General features: G+C 43.9%; 14 protein-coding genes. 11 read left to right on the top strand and 3 right to left on the bottom strand.

Annotation, left to right across the window (positions count from 1 at the left end):
* Positions 1-460: 460 nt before the first annotated feature.
* The 3 genes from QUB70_RS00905 to QUB70_RS00895 all read left to right on the top strand — a co-directional run bounded on the left by QUB70_RS00905 (position 461) and on the right by QUB70_RS00895 (position 5,206).
* Positions 461-1,393: an SGNH/GDSL hydrolase family protein gene (locus QUB70_RS00905; RefSeq protein ID WP_442927666.1), complete on the top strand. Its 933-nt coding sequence runs from the start codon at positions 461-463 to the stop codon at positions 1,391-1,393.
* Between the two features lie 641 nt (positions 1,394-2,034).
* Entirely contained in the window at positions 2,035-3,408 is a 1,374-nt protein-coding gene (locus tag QUB70_RS00900; protein WP_332977851.1) for an ammonium transporter, read from the top strand.
* Positions 3,409-4,000: 592 nt separating this feature from the next.
* Positions 4,001-5,206, top strand: coding sequence for a 4-hydroxy-3-methylbut-2-enyl diphosphate reductase (locus QUB70_RS00895; protein ID WP_332977850.1), 1,206 nt, complete (start codon positions 4,001-4,003; stop codon positions 5,204-5,206).
* 167 nt (positions 5,207-5,373) lie between these two features.
* Here the strand turns inward: QUB70_RS00895 and QUB70_RS00890 are convergent, their stop codons facing one another.
* Both QUB70_RS00890 and QUB70_RS00885 read right to left on the bottom strand, forming a co-directional pair.
* Positions 5,374-6,459, bottom strand: coding sequence for an MORN repeat-containing protein (locus QUB70_RS00890; protein WP_332977849.1), 1,086 nt, complete (start codon positions 6,457-6,459; stop codon positions 5,374-5,376).
* A gap of 87 nt (positions 6,460-6,546) precedes the next feature.
* On the bottom strand, positions 6,547-8,145 hold the full coding sequence (locus tag QUB70_RS00885) for a TonB family protein (protein ID WP_332977848.1): 1,599 nt from the start codon (positions 8,143-8,145) through the stop codon (positions 6,547-6,549).
* 747 nt (positions 8,146-8,892) lie between these two features.
* Between QUB70_RS00885 and QUB70_RS00880 the strand changes: the two genes are divergently transcribed.
* On the top strand, positions 8,893-9,552 hold the full coding sequence (locus QUB70_RS00880; RefSeq protein ID WP_332977847.1) for a MotA/TolQ/ExbB proton channel family protein: 660 nt from the start codon (positions 8,893-8,895) through the stop codon (positions 9,550-9,552).
* The gene (locus tag QUB70_RS00875) at positions 9,536-9,937 is read left to right on the top strand and encodes an ExbD/TolR family protein (RefSeq protein ID WP_332977846.1); all 402 of its coding nucleotides are present in this window, start codon (positions 9,536-9,538) and stop codon (positions 9,935-9,937) included. The genes QUB70_RS00880 and QUB70_RS00875 overlap by 17 nt, the downstream gene beginning before the upstream one ends.
* 441 nt (positions 9,938-10,378) lie before the next feature.
* On the opposite strand, the gene QUB70_RS00870 is transcribed toward QUB70_RS00875, so the two are convergent.
* On the bottom strand, positions 10,379-10,753 hold the full coding sequence (locus QUB70_RS00870; RefSeq protein ID WP_332977845.1) for a helix-turn-helix transcriptional regulator: 375 nt from the start codon (positions 10,751-10,753) through the stop codon (positions 10,379-10,381).
* A gap of 494 nt (positions 10,754-11,247) precedes the next feature.
* Between QUB70_RS00870 and QUB70_RS00865 the strand changes: the two genes are divergently transcribed.
* From QUB70_RS00865 to QUB70_RS00840, 6 genes are all read left to right on the top strand, one after another.
* Positions 11,248-12,885 (top strand): HAL/PAL/TAL family ammonia-lyase, encoded by a 1,638-nt coding sequence (locus QUB70_RS00865; protein ID WP_332977844.1) that lies wholly within the window; start codon positions 11,248-11,250, stop codon positions 12,883-12,885.
* Positions 12,886-13,131: 246 nt separating this feature from the next.
* On the top strand, positions 13,132-13,464 hold the full coding sequence (locus QUB70_RS00860) for a hypothetical protein (RefSeq protein ID WP_332977843.1): 333 nt from the start codon (positions 13,132-13,134) through the stop codon (positions 13,462-13,464).
* 7 nt (positions 13,465-13,471) lie between these two features.
* Entirely contained in the window at positions 13,472-15,034 is a 1,563-nt protein-coding gene (locus QUB70_RS00855) for a class I adenylate-forming enzyme family protein (RefSeq protein ID WP_332977842.1), read from the top strand.
* Positions 15,035-15,135: 101 nt separating this feature from the next.
* Positions 15,136-16,293 carry a 3-oxoacyl-ACP synthase III family protein gene (locus tag QUB70_RS00850; RefSeq protein ID WP_332977841.1) on the top strand — a complete coding sequence of 386 codons (1,158 nt, stop codon included), beginning with the start codon at positions 15,136-15,138 and terminating at the stop codon, positions 16,291-16,293.
* A 237-nt stretch (positions 16,294-16,530) separates the two neighbouring features.
* A complete protein-coding gene (locus QUB70_RS00845; protein WP_332977840.1) occupies positions 16,531-21,981 on the top strand; it encodes a trifunctional serine/threonine-protein kinase/ATP-binding protein/sensor histidine kinase in 5,451 nt (1,816 codons plus the stop codon).
* Between the two features lie 639 nt (positions 21,982-22,620).
* Complete coding sequence (locus QUB70_RS00840) at positions 22,621-23,895, top strand: hybrid sensor histidine kinase/response regulator (RefSeq protein WP_332977839.1); 1,275 nt, start codon at positions 22,621-22,623, stop codon at positions 23,893-23,895.
* Positions 23,896-24,020: the final 125 nt, after the last annotated feature.

Below are 24,020 nucleotides of genomic sequence, written 5' to 3'. Positions count from 1 at the left end.
AGGAACCCTAGCAATAGGGATATTAAGAACGAAATTTCTTAAGAATCTCAGTCGCTTCAGCGCTGAGAGTGTCAATTAGAAAAACCACAATCTAAAATAGCCGCCCACGGATGCAGTCCCGGAGGCACTAGCGACCCTCAAAAACCCGGTTTATCCTTCTTAGTCTATTGCTAAAATCACGCAATTACTTTACAAAACCGGGTTTCTGCGTCCAGGGCAGCATTAGAGAAATTTTTGTGAATTGCTGTTTTGACAAATCCGATTTCTGTGCAAGAAAGTTTGGTAGGAAGATTTTTTATGGTAGAGTAGTCCGAAAAAGCAAAGTTCTGCATCGCCCCCCTTGCCCAAAACATCACAGTGCTTGATTCTTACAAGAATTGAGGCTTTAATCGACCGGCAAAATTTGATGTAGCAATGAGTGCCAATTATTCAGTGTGGTGCCTGCAAATCGCTTGAGTTTATGGAGAAGTTTGGAGGAGTTAGCAGAAGTAGAACTCATAAATCCCTCTTAGGGATGGAAGGGGGCCGATCGAAAACTGTTCCGGTTTGGGCTTTGCTATCTCTGTTGACGAACGGGGTACTGATACTCGCAGTCGCTCAACTGCTGCGGGGACACAACTTGACAGAAAGCTCCCCAGCTAGTGCTGCGCTGACGGTAGAAAGCCCTGAAGAACAAATTCGTCCGGCGGCGACAAACTCTACAAAGGCAGTGCTAGACGTGTCCGTTCCGGGACAGCGACACAAATGGACTTACCAGCAGTGGGTGACGCAGTTGGGCCGGGAAGCTGAGGCGGCGGCGGCGAATCGACCCCCAAAACTGAATGTTTTGGCTGGGGATTCTCTGAGTATGTGGTTTCCGACGAAGCTGTTACCGCCCGATCGAATTTGGCTGAATCAAGGGATTTCGGGGGAGACTTCCGTGGGTTTGCTGAAGCGGTTGCAGTTGTTCGATCGAACTGTGCCGGATACGGTGTTTGTGATGATCGGGATTAACGATTTGTTGCGGGGGGCCAGCGACGAAGGGATTGTGGACAACCAGCGCCAGATTATCCGCGATTTGCGGTGGGCTCACCCGAAGGCGCAAGTGGTGGTGCAGTCGATTTTGCCGCACAGCGGGGAACAAGCTACTTGGGAAAATCGCGATCGGCTTTTGGCGATTCCTAACAGTCGGATTCGGGCAATAAATCGGCGGCTGAAAGAAATTGCTAGTTCTGAAAATGTTTTGTATCTGGATTTGCACCCCCTGTTTGCCGATGCTGACGGCAATTTACTAACTGAACTCAGCACAGACGGCTTGCACCTGAACGATCGAGGTTATCTGGTTTGGCGATCGGCCCTGCAAATGTTCGGTCAGATGCAGTTGAACAATGAGTCATCACTAATGAGTCATTAGTTAGAAGGTTGAAGTCATAACTCTCCCCCTCGGACACTCTTCCCCTCTTTCTCTCCCCGCTTACTCTGCTGTCACGGGTTATGTCAAGTAGGCCCGGATAGATTAATAAAATACGAGTGTTGGTATTTTGTATACGCTAATACAGAATAACTATTTGTACAAATGGTGCAATCCAAAAGGCATAGAGCATTAGATTGATAGTTGACGAATTTATACCATTTCTCTAAAATCGTGCAACACTCTTCGACCCCCCCTAGCCCCCCCTTGCTAAGGGGGGGAACAAGAATACTGTTGCATTCTTTTTTAAAATTGGTATTAGATGAGTCCGGCTATGCGAAGTCGGGGGGTTGATGATGGGCGAATTACCTATTAGACCTCTTGCAAAAATAATTAGGACGGGCATCTTGCCCGTCCCACAAGAAAAAATAACTCTTGTGGGATGGGCATCTTGCCCGTCCCATCAATAGATGAAAAGGATTTTTGCAAGAGGTCTATTGAAGATTTGTTCCGCTAAAACAGGGACTTAAAAGCAAATAACTATTGAATCTAAAATCCTCGCATCTAGAATCGGTACAAATAACGCGATCGAAAAAAGTTTAACGATCGGCATCACCGCACTGTGGCTGTTAAGCGGGCCGCTGATGGACAATGCCTTAGCTCAAGACACTGCCCCTGCTGCTGCTGCTGCTGCACCGAATCCGATCGACACCGGCGATACGGCCTGGATGTTGGTTTCCTCAGCACTGGTATTGCTTATGACACCGGGGCTGGCGTTTTTCTACGGAGGACTGGTGCGATCGCGCAACGTCCTCAACACCATGATGATGAGCTTAGTCATGATGGGACTGATCGGCGTCACCTGGACTCTGTGGGGTTACAGCTTGGCCTTTGACGTTTCCACTCCAGCGTCCGAAGGCTTTGGTAAAGGGATCGAAACCTTTATCGGCGGCTTCGACTGGATGTTCTTGAACAACGTCACGGCAGACAAACCAGATCCGATCGGCTACGCACCGACAATACCCCACCAAGTCTTCATGGTGTACCAGATGATGTTCGCCATCATCACTCCAGCACTGATTTCCGGGGCGATCGTCGAACGAGTAACATTTAAAACCTATTTCTGGTTCGTGCTGCTGTGGTCTACCTTCATATACTCTCCTTTAGCCCACTGGGTTTGGGGTAGAGGCTGGCTACAGGCGATCGGAGCCTTAGACTTTGCCGGCGGCACAGTCGTGCACATCAGTTCCGGCGTATCTGCGGTAGTCGCAGCTTGGATGATCGGGCCCCGCACAGACCACTTGAACAAGCCCCACACCCCCCACAACGTACCCTACGTGTTGTTGGGAATTGGGCTGCTGTGGTTTGGCTGGTTTGGCTTCAACGGTGGTAGTGCTTTGGGTTCTGGTTCTTTAGCAACAGTGGCTTTTGTCACCACGATGATTTCTGCTGCCGCCGGCGGCTTAACTTGGACAATTGTAGAATGGGTGCTCAGAGGCAAACCGACAGCAGTCGGCATTGCTAGCGGTTTCCTAGCGGGATTGGTGGGAATCACACCTGCGGCTGGATTCGTGCTTCCAGTGGGAGCGCTTTTGATCGGATCGATCACTTCGGTTTGCTGCTTTTTTGCCGTTAGTTTCCGCGCTAAGCTGGGATTTGACGACTCTTTGGATACGTTCCCAGTTCACGGCCTAGGTGGAACTGTGGGCGCAATTCTGACTGGCGTATTTGCGACTAAAGCGGTTAACGCTGCCGGAAATGACGGGCTGTTTGCCGGGAATCCGGGGCTAATCGTGACCCAGTTTATAGGCGTTCTAGCTACTTACGTGTTTGCTGCTGTCGGCACTTTTGTCATCCTGAAAATTCTGGGGCAGTTTATGGAACTGCGAGTGCCGTCATCTGCTGAAGACCAAGGTTTGGATATCGGCGAGCACGGGGAAGAGGCTTACGGTGAGGATTTTGCCGGCGGTTTCAGTTCGGTTGAATCGAGTTCTCCTTTCGCGCCGAAGCAAATGTGAAAGTATCGTAGGAATGACGCACTCAGGTTTGTGTAACCCGGTTTCTTGGTAGATTTATCGGTTCCCAACCCAGATTTTTCTAAGAAACCGGGTTTCTTTGCGGGATTTTGTGCCGAAGAAGGTTGATTAACAGTAAGACTTTTTTTAACATTTGCTAACAATAACTTACATTTACCTTCTTGTCTATATATCATATAGAATGAATTTAGCCACTCAGATTTAGGTGAAAAACCTTGGTAGTACGCAACCGCTATATAAATAAGTTGCCTCTACATTATCAAAGCAAATAATCTGATTGGCTAATAGCTGTAAGCGATAACCAAGCTGAACGCTAGAATATAAGTGCTTGTAGAAATTTCTACGGGCATCGGTTGATACGCCTTGGTTGAGATCGGCTCTCAACTTATGTATTTGTTAGCAAATGTTAGCAAAAAAGTATCGGTTGGAATCTGTGATTTGCCGTCAGAGTCAATATATAGTTGGGTTGCCCCGTTTTGCAATTGTTGCAGGCGGGGTTTCCAAATTTGAGATGAGAATTCTCCAATGGTTCTAAAATCAAAGGTAATTAACCTAGATTTCAACTCGATACCGCATGGATACTAAAGCTTTTAAACGATCGCTCCAACAATCTGAAAACTACCACCGCAAGGGTTTCGGACATGAAGCGGAAGTAGCGACTGTGATGGAGACGGCTTATCAAAGCAGTCTGATCCAGCAAATTCGCGACAATAATTACAGGCTGGAACGCGGCGCAGTCACGATCCGGCTGGCTCAGGCTTTTGGCTTTTGCTGGGGGGTGGAACGCGCTGTGGCTATTGCTTACGAGACTCGCCAGCATTTCCCGTCCGAACGGATTTGGATTACTAATGAGATTATTCACAATCCTTCTGTAAATCAGCATTTGCGGGATATGGAAGTTGGTTTTATTTCTGTTGAAAAGGGACTTAAAGATTTTTCGGTTGTCGATAGCGGCGATGTGGTAATTTTACCGGCTTTTGGGGCGAGCGTGCAAGAAATGCAGTTGCTTAACGATAAGGGCTGCAAAATTGTTGATACTACTTGTCCTTGGGTTTCTAAGGTTTGGAATACTGTTGAGAAGCACAAGAAGAGGGATTATACTTCGATTATTCACGGTCAGTACAAGCATGAAGAAACTGTGGCGACGAGTTCTTTTGCTGATAAGTATTTGATTGTGCTGAATTTGCACGAAGCTGAATATGTCAGCAATTATATCTTGCACGGGGGCGATCGGGCTGAGTTTCTTGCTAGGTTTAGCAAGGCTTATTCTGCTGGTTTTGACCCAGATGTGGATTTGGAAAGTGTAGGGATTGCTAACCAAACTACTATGCTCAAAACTGAGACAGAGAACATTGGCAAGTTATTTGAAAAGACGATGATGCGGAAGTTCGGGCCGGAGAATTTGAACGAGCATTTTCTGAGTTTTAATACTATCTGCGATGCGACTCAGGAACGGCAAGATGCTATGTTGAGTTTGGTTGAGGAAAAGTTGGATTTGATGCTGGTGATTGGGGGTTTTAATTCTTCTAATACTACGCACTTGCAGGAGATTGCGATCGACAAAACTATTCCTTCTTATCACATTGATTGTGCGGAGCGCATTTTACCTGGAAATCGGATCGAACACAAGCCTTTGGGGGGAGATTTGGTCGTGGCTGAAGGTTGGTTGCCTGATGGTAAAATTGTGGTGGGCGTGACTTCGGGTGCTTCGACGCCTGATAAGGTTGTTGAGGATGCGATCGATCGCATTTTGGCGATGAAAGCCCCTTCTGTTATCTAATTATCTTGTTTCCCCACTGCACTCAAAATCATAATTTTCTGGGTGCAGTGCGATCGGGCGTTGCTTAATCAGGGTATGAAAAAAATAACTTGAAAATCCCGAAGTTTTGTGGATACTTGTTTCTATGACTTGCATATTTAGCCTTTCATACCCTAAATCAGCAACGCCTATTTTTGAAGCTGTCCCTGTTGCCAATTTCCCTCTACCTTCGTTCCGTCTGCATAGACGTACAAACCTTGACCGTGTTTCTGGCCGTTGAGGAATTCACCTTGATAGCGATCGCCATTGGCGTAAATGCAGCTACCTTTGCCGCTGAACTGACCATCGCTAAATTCGCCTTCGCAGCGATCGCCATTGGCAAAAACGTACACTCCTTTCCCGCTCATCTTACCCTTGACAAAAGTGCCTTTATAGCTATTTCCATTGGCGAACTCGCGGACACCTTCACCACTAAAGTCTCCACTGTCGAACGGCCCTTGATAATGTCCCCCTTCTTTAAAAGTAAGCAATCCCTGACCTTGAGGGTTGCCCTTCACAAACTCTCCTTCATAGCGGTTGCCGTTCGGATATTCGCGAACCCCTTTGCCGTTAAATTGCCCTTCACTAAATTGCCCTTCATAACGACCTCCTTCAGCAAAGGTATAGGTTCCTTGTCCGTCAGGCAAGTTATTCAGCAAATCTCCTTCGTAGCGGTTTTTATTAGCATATTGACAGACACCTTTGCCGTTAACTTTTCCTTCTTTAATATCTCCTTCGCAGCGAGTGCCATCACTGAACGTAAAAGCCCCTCGACCGCTGGGAGAACTATTGGTAAAAGAGCCTTCGTAACGAATGCCGTTAGTTGAGGTAAAAGTGCCTGTACCGTCGAACTCGCCATTTTTAAAACTCCCTTCGTAGCGGTTGCCGTTAGGAAATTCGCGGACACCTTGACCGTTGAATTCACCCGATGCAAATTCTCCTTGGTATCGACCTTCTTCTTTAAAGGTATAGATGCCTTGACCGTGAGGTTGACCGTTGAGAAATTGGCCTTCGTAGCGATCGCCGTTGGCATATTGACAGATGCCGGGGCCGCTGAGTTTTCCCTCACTCAATTCTCCCTCGCAACGTCCGCCATCAGGTAAAGTAATTACTGCTGCCATTGCGCTGTGAGGGTTGGCAAACAACAGAGCCATTCCCAAGTTGGAACCAAGAAATAGAGCGAGTCCAAGTCGCTGAAGTTTACTTAATTTTGCTGACGGTATTCCCAAATTCATAATTCACAAAAAATTAAAGTTTTAAGTTTGCACTTGCGTTCCCGGTACTGAATTCCCAGGCAAATTACGGATGTTTCCAGCAATTCCCTAATCATTGAGCTCGAAGGTAATGGATGCTGTTTTTCCTTGAATGCCACTCTCAGATGAGGCGAATTTCCATTTTTCTACTGTTTTAATCGCTGCGCGATCGAAGTCGTCGTAGTTGCTAGAAATCAAGATCGCTATGTTGAATGCCTTACCGTTGGGGTCAACGTCAAACTTGACTTGCACTCGACCTTCCCGCCCTTCTTTTCTGGCTGCGCTCGGATAGTCAGGTTTATCGCAGCTAATGCAAGTGCCTGGAGGTTGGCCGGAAGCCCGCGAAGGACTCCCCCCTCTTGCTGGATTTGTCGGTTTTGGCATCGCTCCCGAACCGCTGCCAAATGGCTCTGACGAAAGCCCGCCACCATTTCCACCTCCACCGGATGATGAGTTAGATTCACCTCCTCCAGGGCTTCCGCCTCCAGGGCTTCCAGAGGAGGCGAGGTTTCCTACACCTCCGTTCCCATTTCTAGAATTGCCACCGCCTCCTGGCCTAGTAGCTGTGACTGGTGAGCCAGCAGCAGACGAGCCCCCCAATCGCCCCGAACCAGACCCAAATGGCTCTGAGGAAGGTATGTCGCCATTTTCGCTGGCGCCGCCGGATGGTGAGTTCGACGCACTTCCTCCAGGGTTTCCGCCTCCAGGGCTTCCAGATGAGGCGAGGTTTCCTGCACCTCCGATCGCATTTCTAGAATTGCCGCCGCCTCCTGGCCTAGTAGCTGTGACTGGCGAGCCAGCTCCGGGCGATCGCTGCATGGGCCCGGAAGAAAAATTTGATGTTTCTGAGGAAGGCTCCCCGCTACCCGCCGAAGCAGATGGCGAGAGCGGGTTATTTTTTTCAGGGCTGTCGGAGGACTTGGGGTTTCCAGCATCTTTTGTAAAGTCTGCGGAAATCCCAGCGCCCCTGGGGCGGGAGGCGGTAACGGGTGGTTCGCTCCGAGGCGATTGCTGGGGAGCCGTTGTGCTGGGGCGATCGATTGTTGGCTCGGGCGAGGGGTTTTGGGGTTCGTTGGCGATCGGGGTTTTAGGAGTTTCTGGGGAATTGAAATCTTGTGTAGGTGCGATCGGGGAAGGCTCCACAGGAGTTGGTGGCGAAGTTTCCGTTAAGGGCTGCTCTTTATTATTAATCTCTGGTGGTGGCGTTACCGCAACCGGTGACTCCTCTGGAATCGGCGGTGGCGTTACCGCAACCGGTGGCTCCTCTGGAATCGGCGGTGGCGTTACCGCAACCGGTGACTCCTCTGGAATCGGCGGTGGCGTTACCGCTATCGGTGGCTCCTCTGGAATCGGCGGTGGCGTTGCGGCTATCGGTGACTCCTCTGGGGGAGTTGGCTCTGGTAGCGGTTCTGGTTTGAACGTCTCAGGCGGGGGAGATACCTTTTCTTGAATATCCGGCTCTGGCTTGGTTTCCTCTACTTTAGGCTCATCAACCATGACAATTTCAATGGCATCATCTGCAAATTCAGCAGGTTTTACCAACTTGAGGCTCAACGGCAGCGCGACACCGTGCAGTAAGGTTGAGGCTAACAGACTGAGCGCCAGAACTTTTTTGAGAGATTCTTCTTGTTGTTCTCTTTGCGTCGCCGAAACATTTGAAAAGCTCATGCCTTATGAATCTCCTTGATGAATGGGTTGGCAACATCCTCGCTGGCTCCCCCACATAACCCGAAACAAGCTACCAACTGCTGGTTGAGCTTGCTATCAATAATGAACCTACTCATCCTATAAGAAGACTGTCACCCTGTTCAAGACTCTTGCAATTATTTTTCATTTATTTAATCTTGAGAGAGCCCGTAGACGCCACCACTGAGCATTTCCTTTGGGTGGGCCTGCGTTGCTCCCAGGGGCGCTGTCAATGTTCGGATTCTGACAGGGCAAGCTTCCAAAATTCCTTAACTGCAATACTCCACACCCGAATCTACCAAGAAATTTCAGCATTCTCAAGCTTTTTAGAGAATGCAATTATAAATATCTGTGATTAATTACTAACAATCAATCATGATTTCTTATTAAAGAAGTTGTGGGTGATGGCTTGACAAAGACTAAATTTTGTGAAAACCTAGTTGAGAATCTTTTAAGGTATTGAAGATTATTGTCAAGTCCTAACGCAAATACTTAGCAAAGAAGCAGTGGCAGAAAAATCGGTCGAACTCGCAGTAGGAGCATTTTGGGTACAGACGAAGAGAGTCACATAAACGTAGTGCCTTTGTGCGATCGCGCTTGAGTGAAATAATTCTCCGTCTGAATCACTTGTACCGACTTGACGCAGAAACTCTACCAGCCTTCGATCGGGCTAATTGCAGCATTAGACAGCTTGCGATCGTTCAACAGAGGTAGCGAGAGTAAAAACCAATGGATAGTCTCATTTACATTTTTAACGCAGCAGGCATTGTTGCTTGGCCCCTGTTTGCCTCGTCAATCATAGCAGTCGCACTGATCATAGAGCGTCTGGCGTTTTGGTTTAAGGTAAATCGGCGACAGCGGCGAGTGGTGCGGGAAGTTCTACAGACATACAGTCAAAACCCCGATTCCGCAATCAAAAAGTTACAAGTAAACGGCGATTTGCCCCTAGCCCGGATTTTTTTAGAAGCTTTAGAACTAGACTCGCCCAACATCGAAGAATTTCGTTTGGCCCTAGAGAGTGGTTCTCAGGCAGAAATCCCTATCCTGAAGCGATTCAATACAATATTTGACACCATTATCAGCCTTTCCCCACTATTTGGGTTGCTCGGAACAGTTTTGGGGTTAATTGCCACCTTTGGCTCCCTCAAACTGGGGGAGGCCGGGGGCAGCAATGCCGCAGGCGTTACCGGTGGGATTAGCGAAGCCCTCATCTCTACGGCACTGGGGTTAGTGGTGGCAATTTTTACGCTCCTATTTGCCAATATGTTTCGCGGGTTTTACTTACAGCAGATAGCTTATATTCAGGAAGCCGGAGGCCAGCTAGAGTTACTGTACCGTCACCGCTACGAACAACTACTAAGAGAATCTAACTATGCGCCTACCCGATGAACCTGATAATATTCCCCAGATTAACATCGTGCCAATGATTGATGTGGTCTTCGCCATATTGACATTTCTAATTGTTTCCTCTATGTCTTTATCCAAATCCGAGGGTCTGCCCGTAAATTTACCGAAAGCAACAACCTCTCAGGTTCAAGACTCGCCTGCTAAAATTACCGTCACCATTGATGAATCAGGAAAATTAATGGTTGATAAAAAGTCAGTCAATTTAGAACAGATTGAGAGTACGGTGCGACAGGTGATGGGGTCAAATCAGACCTCATTAATTGTGTTGAATGCGGATAAAAATGTCAATCACGGGAATGTTGTGGAAGTTATGGATCGATTACGGCAAATTAAGGGAGCTAAGTTAGGGATTGCTACCACAAAATAGAGAGCAAATATAATTCCTAATTTCTAATTCCCTCATAGCTTTAAACTGAAATTACCCCGTGCAGATGTACTAAAAAAGCCTGTAAGCTGTTATGTATTTAAACAACTAACGAGGCCTGTAGGGTGCCACGGGTAGAACACTTACGCTTACAAGGGAAACGAGAAAGGGCTGACGCACCCTACAATAGACCTCTTGCAAAAGTCCTTTTAATCAAATTTTGGAACGGGCTCTCCGGCCCATTCCACAAGAAAAAAACTTTTTGTGGGATGGGCATCTTGCCCGTCCCAGCTATTTTTGCAAGAGGTCTAATACTGATTTTTAGAGCCGATAAAAAAATCAGTTAAATCAGCGTAATTTCTCTTAATCCGTGTTCAGCAATAGTTTCAGAAATGAGGAAAGAGCTGTTGAATTCTTGCCTGCACTTTCCTAGCAGTAAAATTATCAACCAATTAGCTCAAAACCCTTCGCATGAGAAGAGGAAACACCATTCTTAATCCGCGCCGCCACCACCATCAGCAGCAAGGCCAAACTGTCGTCAGAGAGCTCATCAACCAATATCTGCATATTTAACAAAGACTCTAGTTGCTTTGGCACTGACATCTGGCTGCTGTTACCAAATCCCTGTCCCCCCGTCAGCCGATTACAGAAGTAAGCGCGGGCTCCCGGCTTGATCTCGTCCATTGCCTCGATTAATTTCCACAGCACCTCCGTAGAAATGCCAGTCTTGCCCCGCCGAAACTCAGAAATATGATTCTCGCTAACGCCTGAAAACTTGGATAACTGTTTTCCAGATATCCCGTACCGTTCAATAGTCATCCTAAAAATTTCGGAAATCATTGTAAAGTTTTGTTACAAAAATCTATGATTAGCCTTTAGCCGTGGTATTGTCATTTAGTTATCGGTCAATAGCCCCTGTAACAGCCTACCAGCTTTAATAACTCAATCAATTATAACTCTGCCCGCATAATGTAGCGTCGGCGCAGTTTTATTTTGCTCGGAGAACAATAGACACCAACCGAATTTAAGCTTCGAGCCTTAACGCAATAAGGCTTGTAGACTCATCATCGGTGATGTCTAATGGCTGCGGCTTGTTTTACGAAACGAAGTGAAAGATTTGAGTAGCAATGGCAGAGTATGGTGTCGAGTCATATTTCTCCGTCATTGAATTCAAAATAACATCCTGGTTTCGAGTGTGCTGTGACTAAAGTCACATTTTAGTGGCATCTATCTATAAATTTAGGATCTAAGAAGTGTCAAGAAACTTAACACAGCCGATTTCTCTAAAATTACCCAAATGGCCTGAGCCTAATTTGAGTAACGTAACTGTGGGGAACCGACGGCTGAGTGTAGAAGAAGTTGCCAGGGTTGCCCGTTGTGGAACCAGAGTCCGGTTGAATGATGAAAGCGATATTGCGGAACGAGTGCAAGCATCTTGCGACTACATTGCAAATGCTGTCGAGTCGGGAAAGGCGATTTACGGAGTTACAACTGGCTTTGGCGGGATGGCCAATACAGAGATTGAACCTGAAGAAGCCGCGAGTTTACAAAACAATTTGATTTGGTTTCTCAAAGCTGGTGCCGGGCCGAAGCTACCCACAGCTTGCGTTCGCGCCGCCATGCTTTTGCGAATTAACTCCCACCTCCAGGGCGCTTCAGGCATTCGGCTGGAGTTAATTAAACGGATGATTGCATTTCTCAACGCAGGAGTCACGCCTCACGTTTGTGAATTGGGCTCCATCGGCGCTTCCGGCGATTTAGTTCCCCTAGCGCAAATCACAGGGGCATTAATCGGTTTAGATGACAGTTTCACTGTGGATTTTAATGGCAGAGAAATGTCAGCAATTCAAGCGCTGGAATTATTAGATTTACCAAGAATTGATTTGCGCCCCAAAGAAGGGTTGGCAATGGTTAATGGTACGTCTGTAATGACGGGTATTGCTGCTAATTGCGTTCGGGATTCCCAAGTAATGCTTGCTTTAGCAATGGGTACTCATGCTTTAATGATCCAAGGGTTAGGGGCGACAAATCAATCTTTTCATCCCTTCATTCACAAGCTTAAGCCTCATTTTGGTCAAGTGTGGGCCGCTTCCCAAATGGTCGAACTCCTAGAAGGTTCCTGCTTGAATCGAGATGAGTTAAATGGGGAGCATGATTCTCGTGGCGATCATCCAATACAAGACCGTTATTCGCTGCGTTGTTTGCCTCAGTACCTGGGGCCGATTGTGGATGGAATAGCAGAAATTGCCCAGCAGATAGAAGTTGAAATTAACTCTGTTACTGACAATCCCTTAATTGATACTGAGAATCAAGCCAGCTATCACGGCGGCAATTTTCTGGGACAGTATGTTGGTGTGGGCATGGATCGTTTGCGGTATCTTTTAGGTCTGCTGGCTAAGCATTTGGATGTGCAAATTGCGCTGTTAGCTGCACCTGAATTTAATAATGGTTTGTCGCCTTCTTTGGTTGGGAATACAAACCGTAAGGTCAACATGGGATTAAAAGGTCTGCAAATAGCGGGAAATTCCATTATGCCGCTGTTGACTTTTTACGGAAACTCAATTGCTGATCGCTTTCCTACTCACGCTGAACAATTTAATCAGAATATCAATAGCCAAGGATTCGCTTCAGCTAATTTAGCTCGTCGCTCGATTGAATTGTTCCAGCAATATATGGCAGTAGCTTTAATGTTTGCTGTCCAATCTGTAGATTTGCGAACCCATCAAGTCGCCGGTCACTATGATGCACGGGAGTGTTTGTCGAATAAAACTTTGCCTCTATATGAGGCTGTGCGCGCAGTTGTGGGACAGCCGCCGAATGTTGACAAGTCTTACATCTGGAACGACAACGAGCAATCTTTGGATATACACATTGCCATGATTGCTGCTGACATTGCACAGGAAGGAAAGATTGTGCAAGCTGTGAACCAGATTTTATCAAGTTTGAACTAGGAATTTGAAGCACGGCTGTTTGATTCTTTTGTAGGCAATTCTCCTGCTAGGGAGGGCGAAGCATTCGGGTACAAAATACTGGTTTTTAGCGATAATTTATCGGCCGAATGCTTCGCCCCTACATCAAATTTACGGCAAAAGAAATGAGTTAATTTTTTAACTTGTTAAGAGTTGCTTGTCCGTTACACAAGCATTGGTAATTTTGCGGCTGTAAAGGATTGTTGAACATTGCTAGAAAGGCATAAAATGGTTACTCACAATATTTCAGCTAACATCTCTGAAACTGCTTTTTACCTAGATATTTACCCCAGTAAAAAAGCAGAGAGATTGTCAAATCAGCAACACTTTTTGACGGATACTGTTCGCCAGTGCGTCAAAATCTATCAACTTGAACCGAATAATTGGCAACAAATTTGTCAGGCAATTCATCCTAGTTGCGTCGTGGATGTTTCCTCAGACAAAAAAGATCGCTCAAAAGCTTTAGGTAGTGGTTTTCTATTTGCTTTAGCGACAGTACACCAGTGCATCCAAATCATGCACGCGAAACCTATTGTTTGGCAGCAATTTTACCGAGGATAAAACAGGGATGAACATTGCAGAGCATATCGAGAGAGGGTGTAGATTTTTTCCTCAGAAAACGGCTTTGATTTTTGAAGGTAAATCTTTTAGTTACAAGCAGCTAAATCAATTGGCAAATTGTGCTGCTAATGGGTTGCAAGGATTAGGGATTAAACGGGGAGATTGCGTCGCTCTCTTCCTGCCTAATATTCCCGAATTTGTCATCTCTTATCTGGGCATCTTAAAGATTGGTGCTGTCGCAGTTTCGATCAATGCGATGCTTAAAACTGATGAAGTTCGGTTTATTCTCAATGATTGTGCTGCTAAGATAGTAATTGCGACAGAATCATTGCGAGTGCAAGTACCTGATGATGATTTAGCTTACCTTCAATACATTTTAATTGCTGAAGATGGAGTTGTTAAGCCGCCGAGTGTGGCTGTAAGCCATTCTTCTCATGTTTCAGGAAGGAAGCTGAGTTTAAGCTGTAAAGAAATCAGTTTGTTACAACTGATAGCTTTAGCTTCAGCAGAAGCTAAAGCTGTTGAAATGGAACCCACAGAACCCGCTGCAATTATCTATACATCGGGGACGACGGGTTTTCCTAAAGGAGCTGCGCTTTCTCATGGCAATGTGACTTCAAATATGCACTCTGTCAAGCACTGCTGCGGTATGAGGGCTGAAGATAGGTTACTTTTGTATTTACCTTTGTTTCACTGTTTCGGTCAAAATTTCATTCTGAATGCGGGATTAAATGCCTGTGCCACGATTGTGTTACAACGCCGATTTTATCCAGCAGAAGTGTTGGAGGTAACGGCTAGGGAGGGGATTACAATGTTTTTTGGAGTGCCGGCTGCCTTTGCCAAGCTGTTAGAAATGTCGCCGGATGAATGCAACTTTAACTCAGTACGCTATTATTTTAGCGCTGCTGCCAGAATGCCTTTGGAAGTTGTAGAGCAGTGGCAAGAACAGTATGGTTTGGTAATCCATGAAGGGTACGGTTTGACGGAAACTTCGCCTTTTTCTTGTTACAACCATTACTTGAAATATAAGCCTGGTTCGATTGGGATGCCAATTGATAATGTGGAAATGAAGGTAGTGGATAGTGAGGGTTCAGAAGTCGATGTTGGGGATGTTGGTGAGATTATTATTCGCGGCCCTAATGTGATGTCTAGCTATTGGAACCGCCCTGCTGAAACGGCCCAAGTTATGTCAAATGGTTGGTTTCATACTGGAGATTTGGGTCGGATGGATGAAGAGGGCTATTTCTACATTGTTGACCGCTTGAAGGACATGATCAATGTTTCTGGATTTAAGGTTTATCCGAGTGAATTGGAGCGGGTAATATCTCAACATCCAGCAGTTGCGGAAGTGGCTATCTGTGGCGTTCCTGATAAGGTTAAAGGTGAGAGCATTTTGGCGCATATTGTTCTTAATAATGGGCAAGTTATCGCGCCGGAGGATGTGATTGCTTTCTGCTCGAAACAGATAGCGGCTTATAAGGTTCCTCACCTTGTTCGCTTTGTTAATTCGTTGCCGAAGAATGCGACTGGTAAGGTTTTAAGGCGGGTTTTGCGCGAGGCACATAGTTAAAATGCTTATCGTTAAGAAAGAGATAATTCTTTCTTAGTTAATTAGCATTAAATTTGCTAGCTTTAGGAGTTAGCCTAGAGCTAGCAAATGTCCAAATTTCCATGTTCTTTATTTCTGTTCAAATGAGTTTTGTCAAGATGAATCAAGGTGTAGGAATCAGTGCGATTGCGGTCAATTTTCCAGAATGTGTACGAACTAACGATTACTGGAAAAAGAATTATCCAGAGTTTCTAACTGAGCTTGAGCAAAAAAATCAAAAAGTGCGGCTGTTTGATAATGATTCCCAAGAAAACGCTAATTGGGTACAGGCAGTAAAACCTTATCGAGAAGATATATTCAGGGGAGCATTAGAAAGAAGAGTTTTGGGTGAAAATGAAACTTCTATTTCTCTTGAATGTGGAGCTATCGAAAAGGTATTGCAAGCCAATAAAATAGAAATAAACAATGTTGAATTGCTGATTTCTTGCGCGATGTTTCCAGAAGAATTAGTGATTGGTAATGCTACTCACATAGCACAAAAGTTAGGCTTTCGAGGTGTCGCTTGGAATTTAAACGCTACCTGTGGAGGAGCGCTTCTAGCCTTGGAAAATGCTGTTGCGTTAATCAGAGATAAAAGATTTAACAGAGTGTTAGTCTCCTTATCCTGCAATTATTCCAAGCATATAGAATATACCAATTCTTTCTCATTCACGCTTGGAGATGGCTCCGCCGCTTTCATTGTTGAGAAACTAGAAGAAGGACAAGGTTTACTCCATTCCTATTCAACAAACACTCATGATACCTGCGGAGTAATTTATCCCAGATTTACGGTAGATCAGATGGGGAATCCAAGGGTGTTAATTACAGTGAATAAAGATTTGGTGAAACACGCAACTTCTTTATTCATTAAATACTTCCAGGAATGCTGCCGAAAAGTTTTGTTTGAATCTGGAATGAAAGTGCGGGATATAGACTACTTCATTTTTTACCCACCAGCAGCAGGTTATGTCGATTTTTGCGCTTTAGAACTGAATATACCTAAAGATAAAATCATCGACATTTTTCCGAAGTATGGCAACATTTCCGTAGTGTCAGCTATGGCTGCTTTATATCATGCAGCCACCTTGAAAAAAATCAGAAAAGACGATTTAGTGATGATTTATTCTCATGGCTTTTCTGGCAGCTCTGTCGCTAGTATTATACGCTGGGGCGATGTGGCTCTGGGGTCTGCTCCTACCTACTCAGAAAATTTAATTCCCACACTTGTAGGCGCACGGTAAGGCAGTAGGGAACTGGGGTAGTCTAGTTGCCTTCAGGAAAAGCTTCTATTTTTTATCCGATAACTAGATTTTTGTCAATACTTAAGATTTAATTAATTAAATCTTAAGTTTTTATTTTATATCGAAAGTAAGCTTTGATACAAAGGTAAAATATCAAAAACTGATAATGTGATATATCAACTCAGGGTTCATCAACATCATGCTTTTTCACTACTGTACCCCTCTTAAAGAAATACAATGAGAACCCCTCTACCCGGATACCAACTGATCTCCACCATCCACGAAGGTACAAAAACCGTTATTTATCAAGGTCGCTACGAACTAGAACACACTCCTGTCATCATCAAAACTCTCAAAGCCGAGTATCCGACCCTAGAAGAAATCGCCCGAATCAGACACGAATATCAAATCCTCCACTCTTTAAACATCCCAGGCATTATCAAGCCCATCGAATTAAAACCTTACGAACACGGACTTGCCCTGATTCTCGAAGATTTTGGCGGCCAAACCCTCAAACAATATATTACTTCCCAAAAAACTTCCTTAATAAACTTTCTTCAAATCGCCAGTCAACTCGCCCAAATTCTCGGAGAACTGCATACAAATCAAATTATTCACAAAGACATTAAACCCCACAATATCCTCATAAAACCAGAAACCAGAGAAATAAAACTCATCGACTTTAGCATCGCCACCCGCCTAGAAAAAGAAAATCCTACCATCAGTAACCCCAACCACATCGAAGGCTCTCTCGCGTATATGTCTCCCGAACAAACTGGGAGAATGAATCGGTCAATAGACTACCGCACAGACTTTTACTCTCTTGGCATTACCTTCTACGAAATGCTTACGGGTCAGCTACCTTTTAATTCTAATGACCCAATGGAATTGGTACATTGCCACATCGCCAAACAACCCACGTCACTCAATCAGCTAAATCCAGAAATTCCCAAAGCAGTTGTTGACATCGTAACGAAATTATTAGCCAAAACTGCCGAAGATAGATATCAAAGCGCTCGTGGACTTTTAGCCGACTTAGAAGAATGTCTTAAACAACTACAAGAATCTGGACAAATTAAAGATTTCACAGCGGGTAAATTGGATCGATTCGGTCAATTTCTCATTCCTCAAAAACTATATGGACGAGAAACAGAAGTTGCAACCCTAATGGCAGCCTTTGAACGAGTTGCCGTTGGCTCAACAGAAATGATGCTCGTCAGCGGTTATTCAGGGATTGGAAAAACCTGCGTTGTACAAGAAGTTCATAAACCAATAGTACGCCAGCGCGGTTATTTTATCGCCGGTAAATTCGACCAATTTAAAAAGAACATTCCCTATGCAGCTTTAATTCAAGCTTTCCAAGAATTAATCCGACAACTGTTAACAGAAAACTCGAAAAATATAGAAATATGGAAAGAACAACTTGTAGAAGCTTTGGGACAAAATGGACGAGTAATTATCGACGTAATTCCTGAAGTAGAAATGATTATGGGCGAACAGCCAGAAGTTCCCCAGCTAGGGCCAACAGAATCTCAAAATCGCTTCAACCGAGTTTATAAACAATTTATTCATGTATTCACTAAACTAGAACATCCGCTTGTTCTGTTCCTAGATGATTTACAGTGGGCAGATTCAGCCTCCCTGAAATTGCTCCAACTCTTGATAACAGACACCGATAGCGAATATCTGTTACTAATTGGAGCTTATCGAGATAACGAAGTCAGCCCAACTCATCCCACAATTCAAACCATTGAAGAGATTGAAAAAACAGGCGTGGTTGTAAATAACATCGTCCTCCAGGCTTTAGATATTAGCAACGTCCGTCAATTAGTAGCTGATACTCTTCAGGGAGACAACAATTCAATAAAATTAGCAGACTTACTCTTCAATAAAACTCAGGGTAATCCCTTCTTCTTAACACAACTTTTCAAGACTTTACACTCTGAAGAACTGTTGAACTTTGATTTTATCAAAAGTTGCTGGCAATGGGACATCAAGCAGATTCAATCCCTGGGAATTGCCGATTATAACGTTGTTGAACTCGTAGCGAGAAATATTCAAAAACTGCCAGAAGCAACACAGCAAATATTACAATTAGCCGCTTGTATCGGCAACCGATTTAACTTAGATATCTGCGCGATTGTTAATGAAAAATCTCCGCTAGAGACAGCCGATGATTTGTGGTCAGCACTTCAGGCTGGTCTGATTTTGCCCCTCAGTAATGACTACAAAATTCCTCTAGCTTTTCAGTCAAAAGAGCAGGTAACGCCACTTTTTGATGAATCAAGAGTTAGCTACAAATTTTTACATGACAGGGTGCAACAAGCAGCCTATTCAATGATTCCTGAAAATCAGAAAAAAGCAACGCACTTGAAAGTTGGTAAGCTCTTGTTGGAGCAATACGCAGAAAACGCCTTGGAAGAAAATATATTTGATATTGTCAATCAGTTAAATATTGGCGTGGAATTTATCACGCAGCAGTCACAAAAAAATCAACTTGCTAACTTTAATTTAATCGCTGGACGCAAAGCAAAAGCAGCGACAGCCTATGAGGTGGCTGTCGGATATTTAAATGTGGGATTAAAACTTATGCCAGAGTATAGCTGGCAAAGTCACTATGAATTGACGCGAGACATCTACTTAGAAACATTGGAAGCAGAATACCTAAATATTAATTTTGAAAAGGCACAAAAACTATCTGAAGTTGTTCTTTTACAAACAAAAAGCTTACTTGAAGAAATCAAAGTTTACGAGTTGAAGATTCCCTTTTATTTATCCCAAAATCAGCCTCAAAAAGCCTTAGAAATAGCATTTCAAGTGCTAAGAAAATTGGGAATATTTTTTCCTCAAAATCCCAACAATATCAGTATAATGCTTGGATTATTTCGGACTAAATTTATAGTAGGTAGAAAACACATTCGAGATTTAGCAAATTTACCAGAGATGACGAGCCCCGATCATCTGGCAGCTATAAGGATTTTGATGAATATTCTTCCGGCAGCTTTTGCTGCTAGTCCCGCTCTTTTTCCACTTGTTGTTTTTAAAATTGTTTATCTTTCTGTCAAATATGGGAATACAGCTTTATCTGCTCAGGGTTATTGTATGTATGGTATGTTGCTTTGTGGAGTGCTAGAAGATACTGATTCTGGATATCAATTTGGACAACTTGCTTTAACTTTATTGGAGCAGTTTAACGCTACAGAAATAAAAGCTAAGATATACCATTCATTTAACCATTTTATTCGAGACTGTAAAGAGCCAATAAAAAATACAATAACTCCTCTAAGTGAGGCTTTCAAAAGTGGGGTGGAAACCGGAGATTTAGAATATGCAGGTTATGCAGCGCTGTACCATTCTACTAATCTTTTCTGGAGCGGTGAACACCTAGAATATGTTGCTAATGTTCACCAGCGATATTTAAAAGCACTTGGAAATTACAAGCAAGAATTTACGGCCGATCTTTTGGCTATCTGGAATCAATTTGTCTTAAATATAAGAAATGAATCTACTAATACTACTATACTAACAGGAGAAAGCTTTGATGAATCTCAAAAGCTATCTATTTTCAAAGAAGCTAATAATAATACAGCAGTTGCTTATCTCTACTTAGCTAAATCTATTCTATTTTATTTATTTAAAAATTTTGAGAAAAGTCTTGAAACAGCTATATTGCTAGAGAAATATAAGCAAAACTTGAGTGGTGCTATGCTGCCAAGTACATACAACTTCTACTATTCTCTCTCCCTCCTCGCTCACTATCCCACCACCACCAAAACCGAACAAAAACAATACCTGAAAAAAGTAGCATCCCATCAAAAACAAATGAAAAAGTGGGCGCACCACGCCCCGATGAACTTCCAACATAAATACGAACTCGTAGAAGCAGAAAAAGCGCGAGTATTAGGACAAAACGAGACAGCAATAACCTACTACGAACGAGCCATCAACGGAGCCAAAGAACAAGGATTCATCCAAGAAGAAGCCCTCGCTAACGAACGCGCCGCCGAATTTTATCTAGCCCTCGGTAGAGAAAAAGTCGCCAAAACCTACATGACCGAAGCCTATTACTGCTACATTCGCTGGGGAGCGATCGCCAAAGTCAGAGACTTAGAAGAAACATATCCCCATCTCATCTCCCGCACCCAGCAGCCTGAAACTATCAGCCTCGACTCCACTAGCACAACCACCTCAAACTGGACAACAACCTCTACTTCCGGTCATTCAACATCACTTGACCTCGGTACAATTATGAAAGCAGCACAGGCGTTATCTGGGGAAATTGTTCTCAGCGAACTGCTAAATAAATTAATGACTATTGTCATAGAAAATGCTGGCGCTACTCGCGGCTCATTGCTCACCAAACCAACTTTTTCATCTAACCAAAGTGAGAATCAGTGGGTGATTTCAGCCAACGGTATCGTGGAAGGTAACGACCTCACCGTATTGACCAATCCTCAACAACCAGAACAAGAAAATACTTCCGTTCCTCTACTAGGAAATGCAGTTCCAATCGCGATTATCAACTACGTTGCCCGTACTAAAGAAACAGTCGTTTTAAACGATGCCAGCCACGAAGGAATCTTCAAAAAAGACCCTTACATCCAACAAAATCAGCCCAAATCAATCTTGTGTACGCCCCTGCTCAATCAAGGTCAACTTACAGGGATTATCTATCTCGAAAATAACTTGACCACCGTCGCTTTTACCGCTGACAGACTCACAGTCTTACAAATGCTATCGGGACAAGCTGCGATCGCCATTACCAATGCCAAACTCTACGCAGAAGTCAATCAACTAAACCAAAATTTAGAACAAGCCAACCAACAACTTGCAGCACATTCGGAAAACCTAGAACAGAAAGTTGAAGAACGAACCGCCGAATTAAAAATAGCTCAAAAACAAATAGTAGCCTCAGAAAAACTCGCCTCCCTCGGAGCCCTCACCGCAGGTGTTGCCCACGAAATCCGCAACCCCCTCAACTTCGTCACTTCTCTTGCTACTCTCTCAGAAGACTTAACATCGGAAATCGCAGAAGAAATAGATCGCCAATCCCAAAACTTAGACTCAGAATCTCTGGAATTAATTAACGAAAACCTCACTTATCTTAAGCGCAACGTATCCGAAATTAACGAACAAGGGCAACGCGCTAACAGCATTATTCAAAGTATGCTCATGCACGCTCGCAGCGAGGGCAGTACCCGCCAAAAAACCGACATCAACGCCCTCGTCGCTCAAGCCCTACAATTAGCTTACCACAGCATCCGTGCCAAAGATAAAACCTTCAACCTTACCATTGAAACCGACTATGACCAATCAATTGGAGAACTAGATGTCGCCTTTTCCGATCTCAGCCGCGCCTTAATTAACATTATCGATAATGCTTGCTATGCCTCCCATATTAAACAATTTAAAGTGACCGCAGATTTCAATCCCACAGTTTCTATTACCACTAAAAATCTAGGCACTGCAATAGAAATTCGCATTCATGACAACGGCATCGGCATTCCTCAAGACAACCAACAAAAAATATTCCTCCCTTTCTTCACTACCAAGCCTCCCGGACAGGGAACAGGTTTGGGTTTATCCATCACTCACGATATCATTGTTGGACAACATCGAGGCAATTTGGAAGTGCAAACCGAAAGCGGAGATTACACTGAATTTATCATTACCTTGCCCAAAAGTTAAATAGCTTTGGCGCACGATAGAGGCGTAAAAACACTACATCAGTAACTTTACTCGAAGGTTGAAACCGCTTCTTGTCAAACCAAACCCACCTGCACGGGTTAAAATTTAACAGTGCCTCTTAAGTAGATCCACTTAATTAAACGTAAAATACGGATGACTAAAAAGCTGATTGCATAAGTCTTCTTCATGACTGACTACATTAGACCTCTTGCAAAAATAACTAGGGCTTGCTGAATAGAACTAGAAGCTATGACTGCCAAGGGTTTCAATATTTTTAAACACAAAAAAGTGCAAGGTTATGACGTTTGTCGGCTCAAAATCCTTGGATTTCGGTGGAAAATTGTGGAGTAAATTTGGGAACCCATCTCCGAATCTCCCATTCTTCAAGCTGTTTAGCACCTAGATTCGATTTGTGGACTTTTTCAGTAAGCCCTAACTAGGACGGGCTCTCCGGCCCATCCCACAAAATTTTTTTTCTTGTGGAATGGGCCGGAGAGCCCGTTCCAGAATTTGATTAAAAGGATTTTTGCAAGAGGTCTATTCTCATTAATTCTTTTAATCGTTTACAAAATTTAAACAAGGCGCTATAGTAAACTAATAACCCTAGTTATTTCTACCATAGGATACAGGATAAATCCCATGACCGCCAAAATTCTTGTCGTTGATGACGAACAACTTTTAGAATACGTCATTCAACAAAAATTCCGGCAAAAAATTCGGGTCAAAGAAATTGAATTTGTCTTTGCTCACAATGGTAGAGAAGCCTTAGAAAAAATTGCTGAATCTCCACCATTTGATTTAGTGCTAACAGATATTAATATGCCCGAAATGGACGGGTTAACTTTACTAGAAAAACTCTCAGAAATCGACAATACATTAAAGGCAGTCGTCATCTCCGCCTATGGAGATATGCAAAACATTAGAACTGCCATGAACCGGGGAGCTTTTGACTTTTTGACAAAACCAATTGATTTTCAGGACATGGAAATCACCATCCAAAGAGCCTTAGAAACTGTCAAACAAGTCAGACAAAATTTAACAGAACTTCAAGAGGTGCAAACTCAACTCATTCAAAACGAAAAAATGGCTTCCGTCGGCCAGTTAGTGGCCGGAGTTGCCCACGAAATTTACAATCCCATCAGCTTCATTATAGGAAATATTGAACACGCCGAAAGCTACTTTCAAGAATTGATTACGGCTCTCAATATTTATCAACAACACTCTTCCCTAAATAATCCAGAACTACAAACTCAAATTGAAGCTCTTGACCTCCCTTTTCTCTTAGAAGACTTGCCACAATTGCTCAATTCTATGAAAGAAGGAACTGAGCGCATTCGGGGAATCAGCATTTCTCTGAGAACTTTTTCGCGGGCCGATAGTACATCTAAAGTTCCTTTCAATATCCATGAAGGAATTGATAGTAGCTTATTAATTTTGAGACATCGGCTCAAAGCGAATGAGGGTAAACCCGAAATTCAAGTGTTAAAAGACTACGGAGAATTCCCCCCCATAGAGTGTTATCCCGGACAGTTAAATCAGGTATTTTTAAACATCCTTGCTAATGCCATAGACGCATTGGAAGAGTGGGATTCAGGGCGGAGTCGCGATGAAATTAAGGCGAATCCTAATAAAATTAGGATTCACACTTTCCTTACCGATGAGAGTGAAAAAAATATCGAGGATAATTCCACTTCTCATGTTATAATTTCTATTGCTGACAACGGGACAGGAATGACAGAAGAAGTGAAACAGCGGGTATTTAACCACTTATTTACTACAAAATCAGTGGGTAAAGGGACGGGATTGGGTTTGTCTATTTCGCGGTCTATTATTGAAGAAAAACACGGGGGATGGCTCAGTTGTAACTCTACACCTGGTGAGGGAACTGAATTTATTATTGAAATTCCCACTTAATGGTTGGGAACTGATAAAATTAAGACTTACGCACGTCGAGACCAGAAACCTGGTTTCTTCGTAGATATCTAGTGAGAATCTTCAATTTTTCATAGCAACCCGGTTTATGAGCGTAAGTTCTGAAA

The sequence above is a fragment of the Microcoleus sp. A003_D6 genome (genome assembly GCF_036702825.1).
Classification (GTDB): Bacteria; Cyanobacteriota; Cyanobacteriia; order Cyanobacteriales; family Microcoleaceae; genus Microcoleus.
This window is presented reverse-complemented; position numbering and strand designations above follow the sequence as displayed.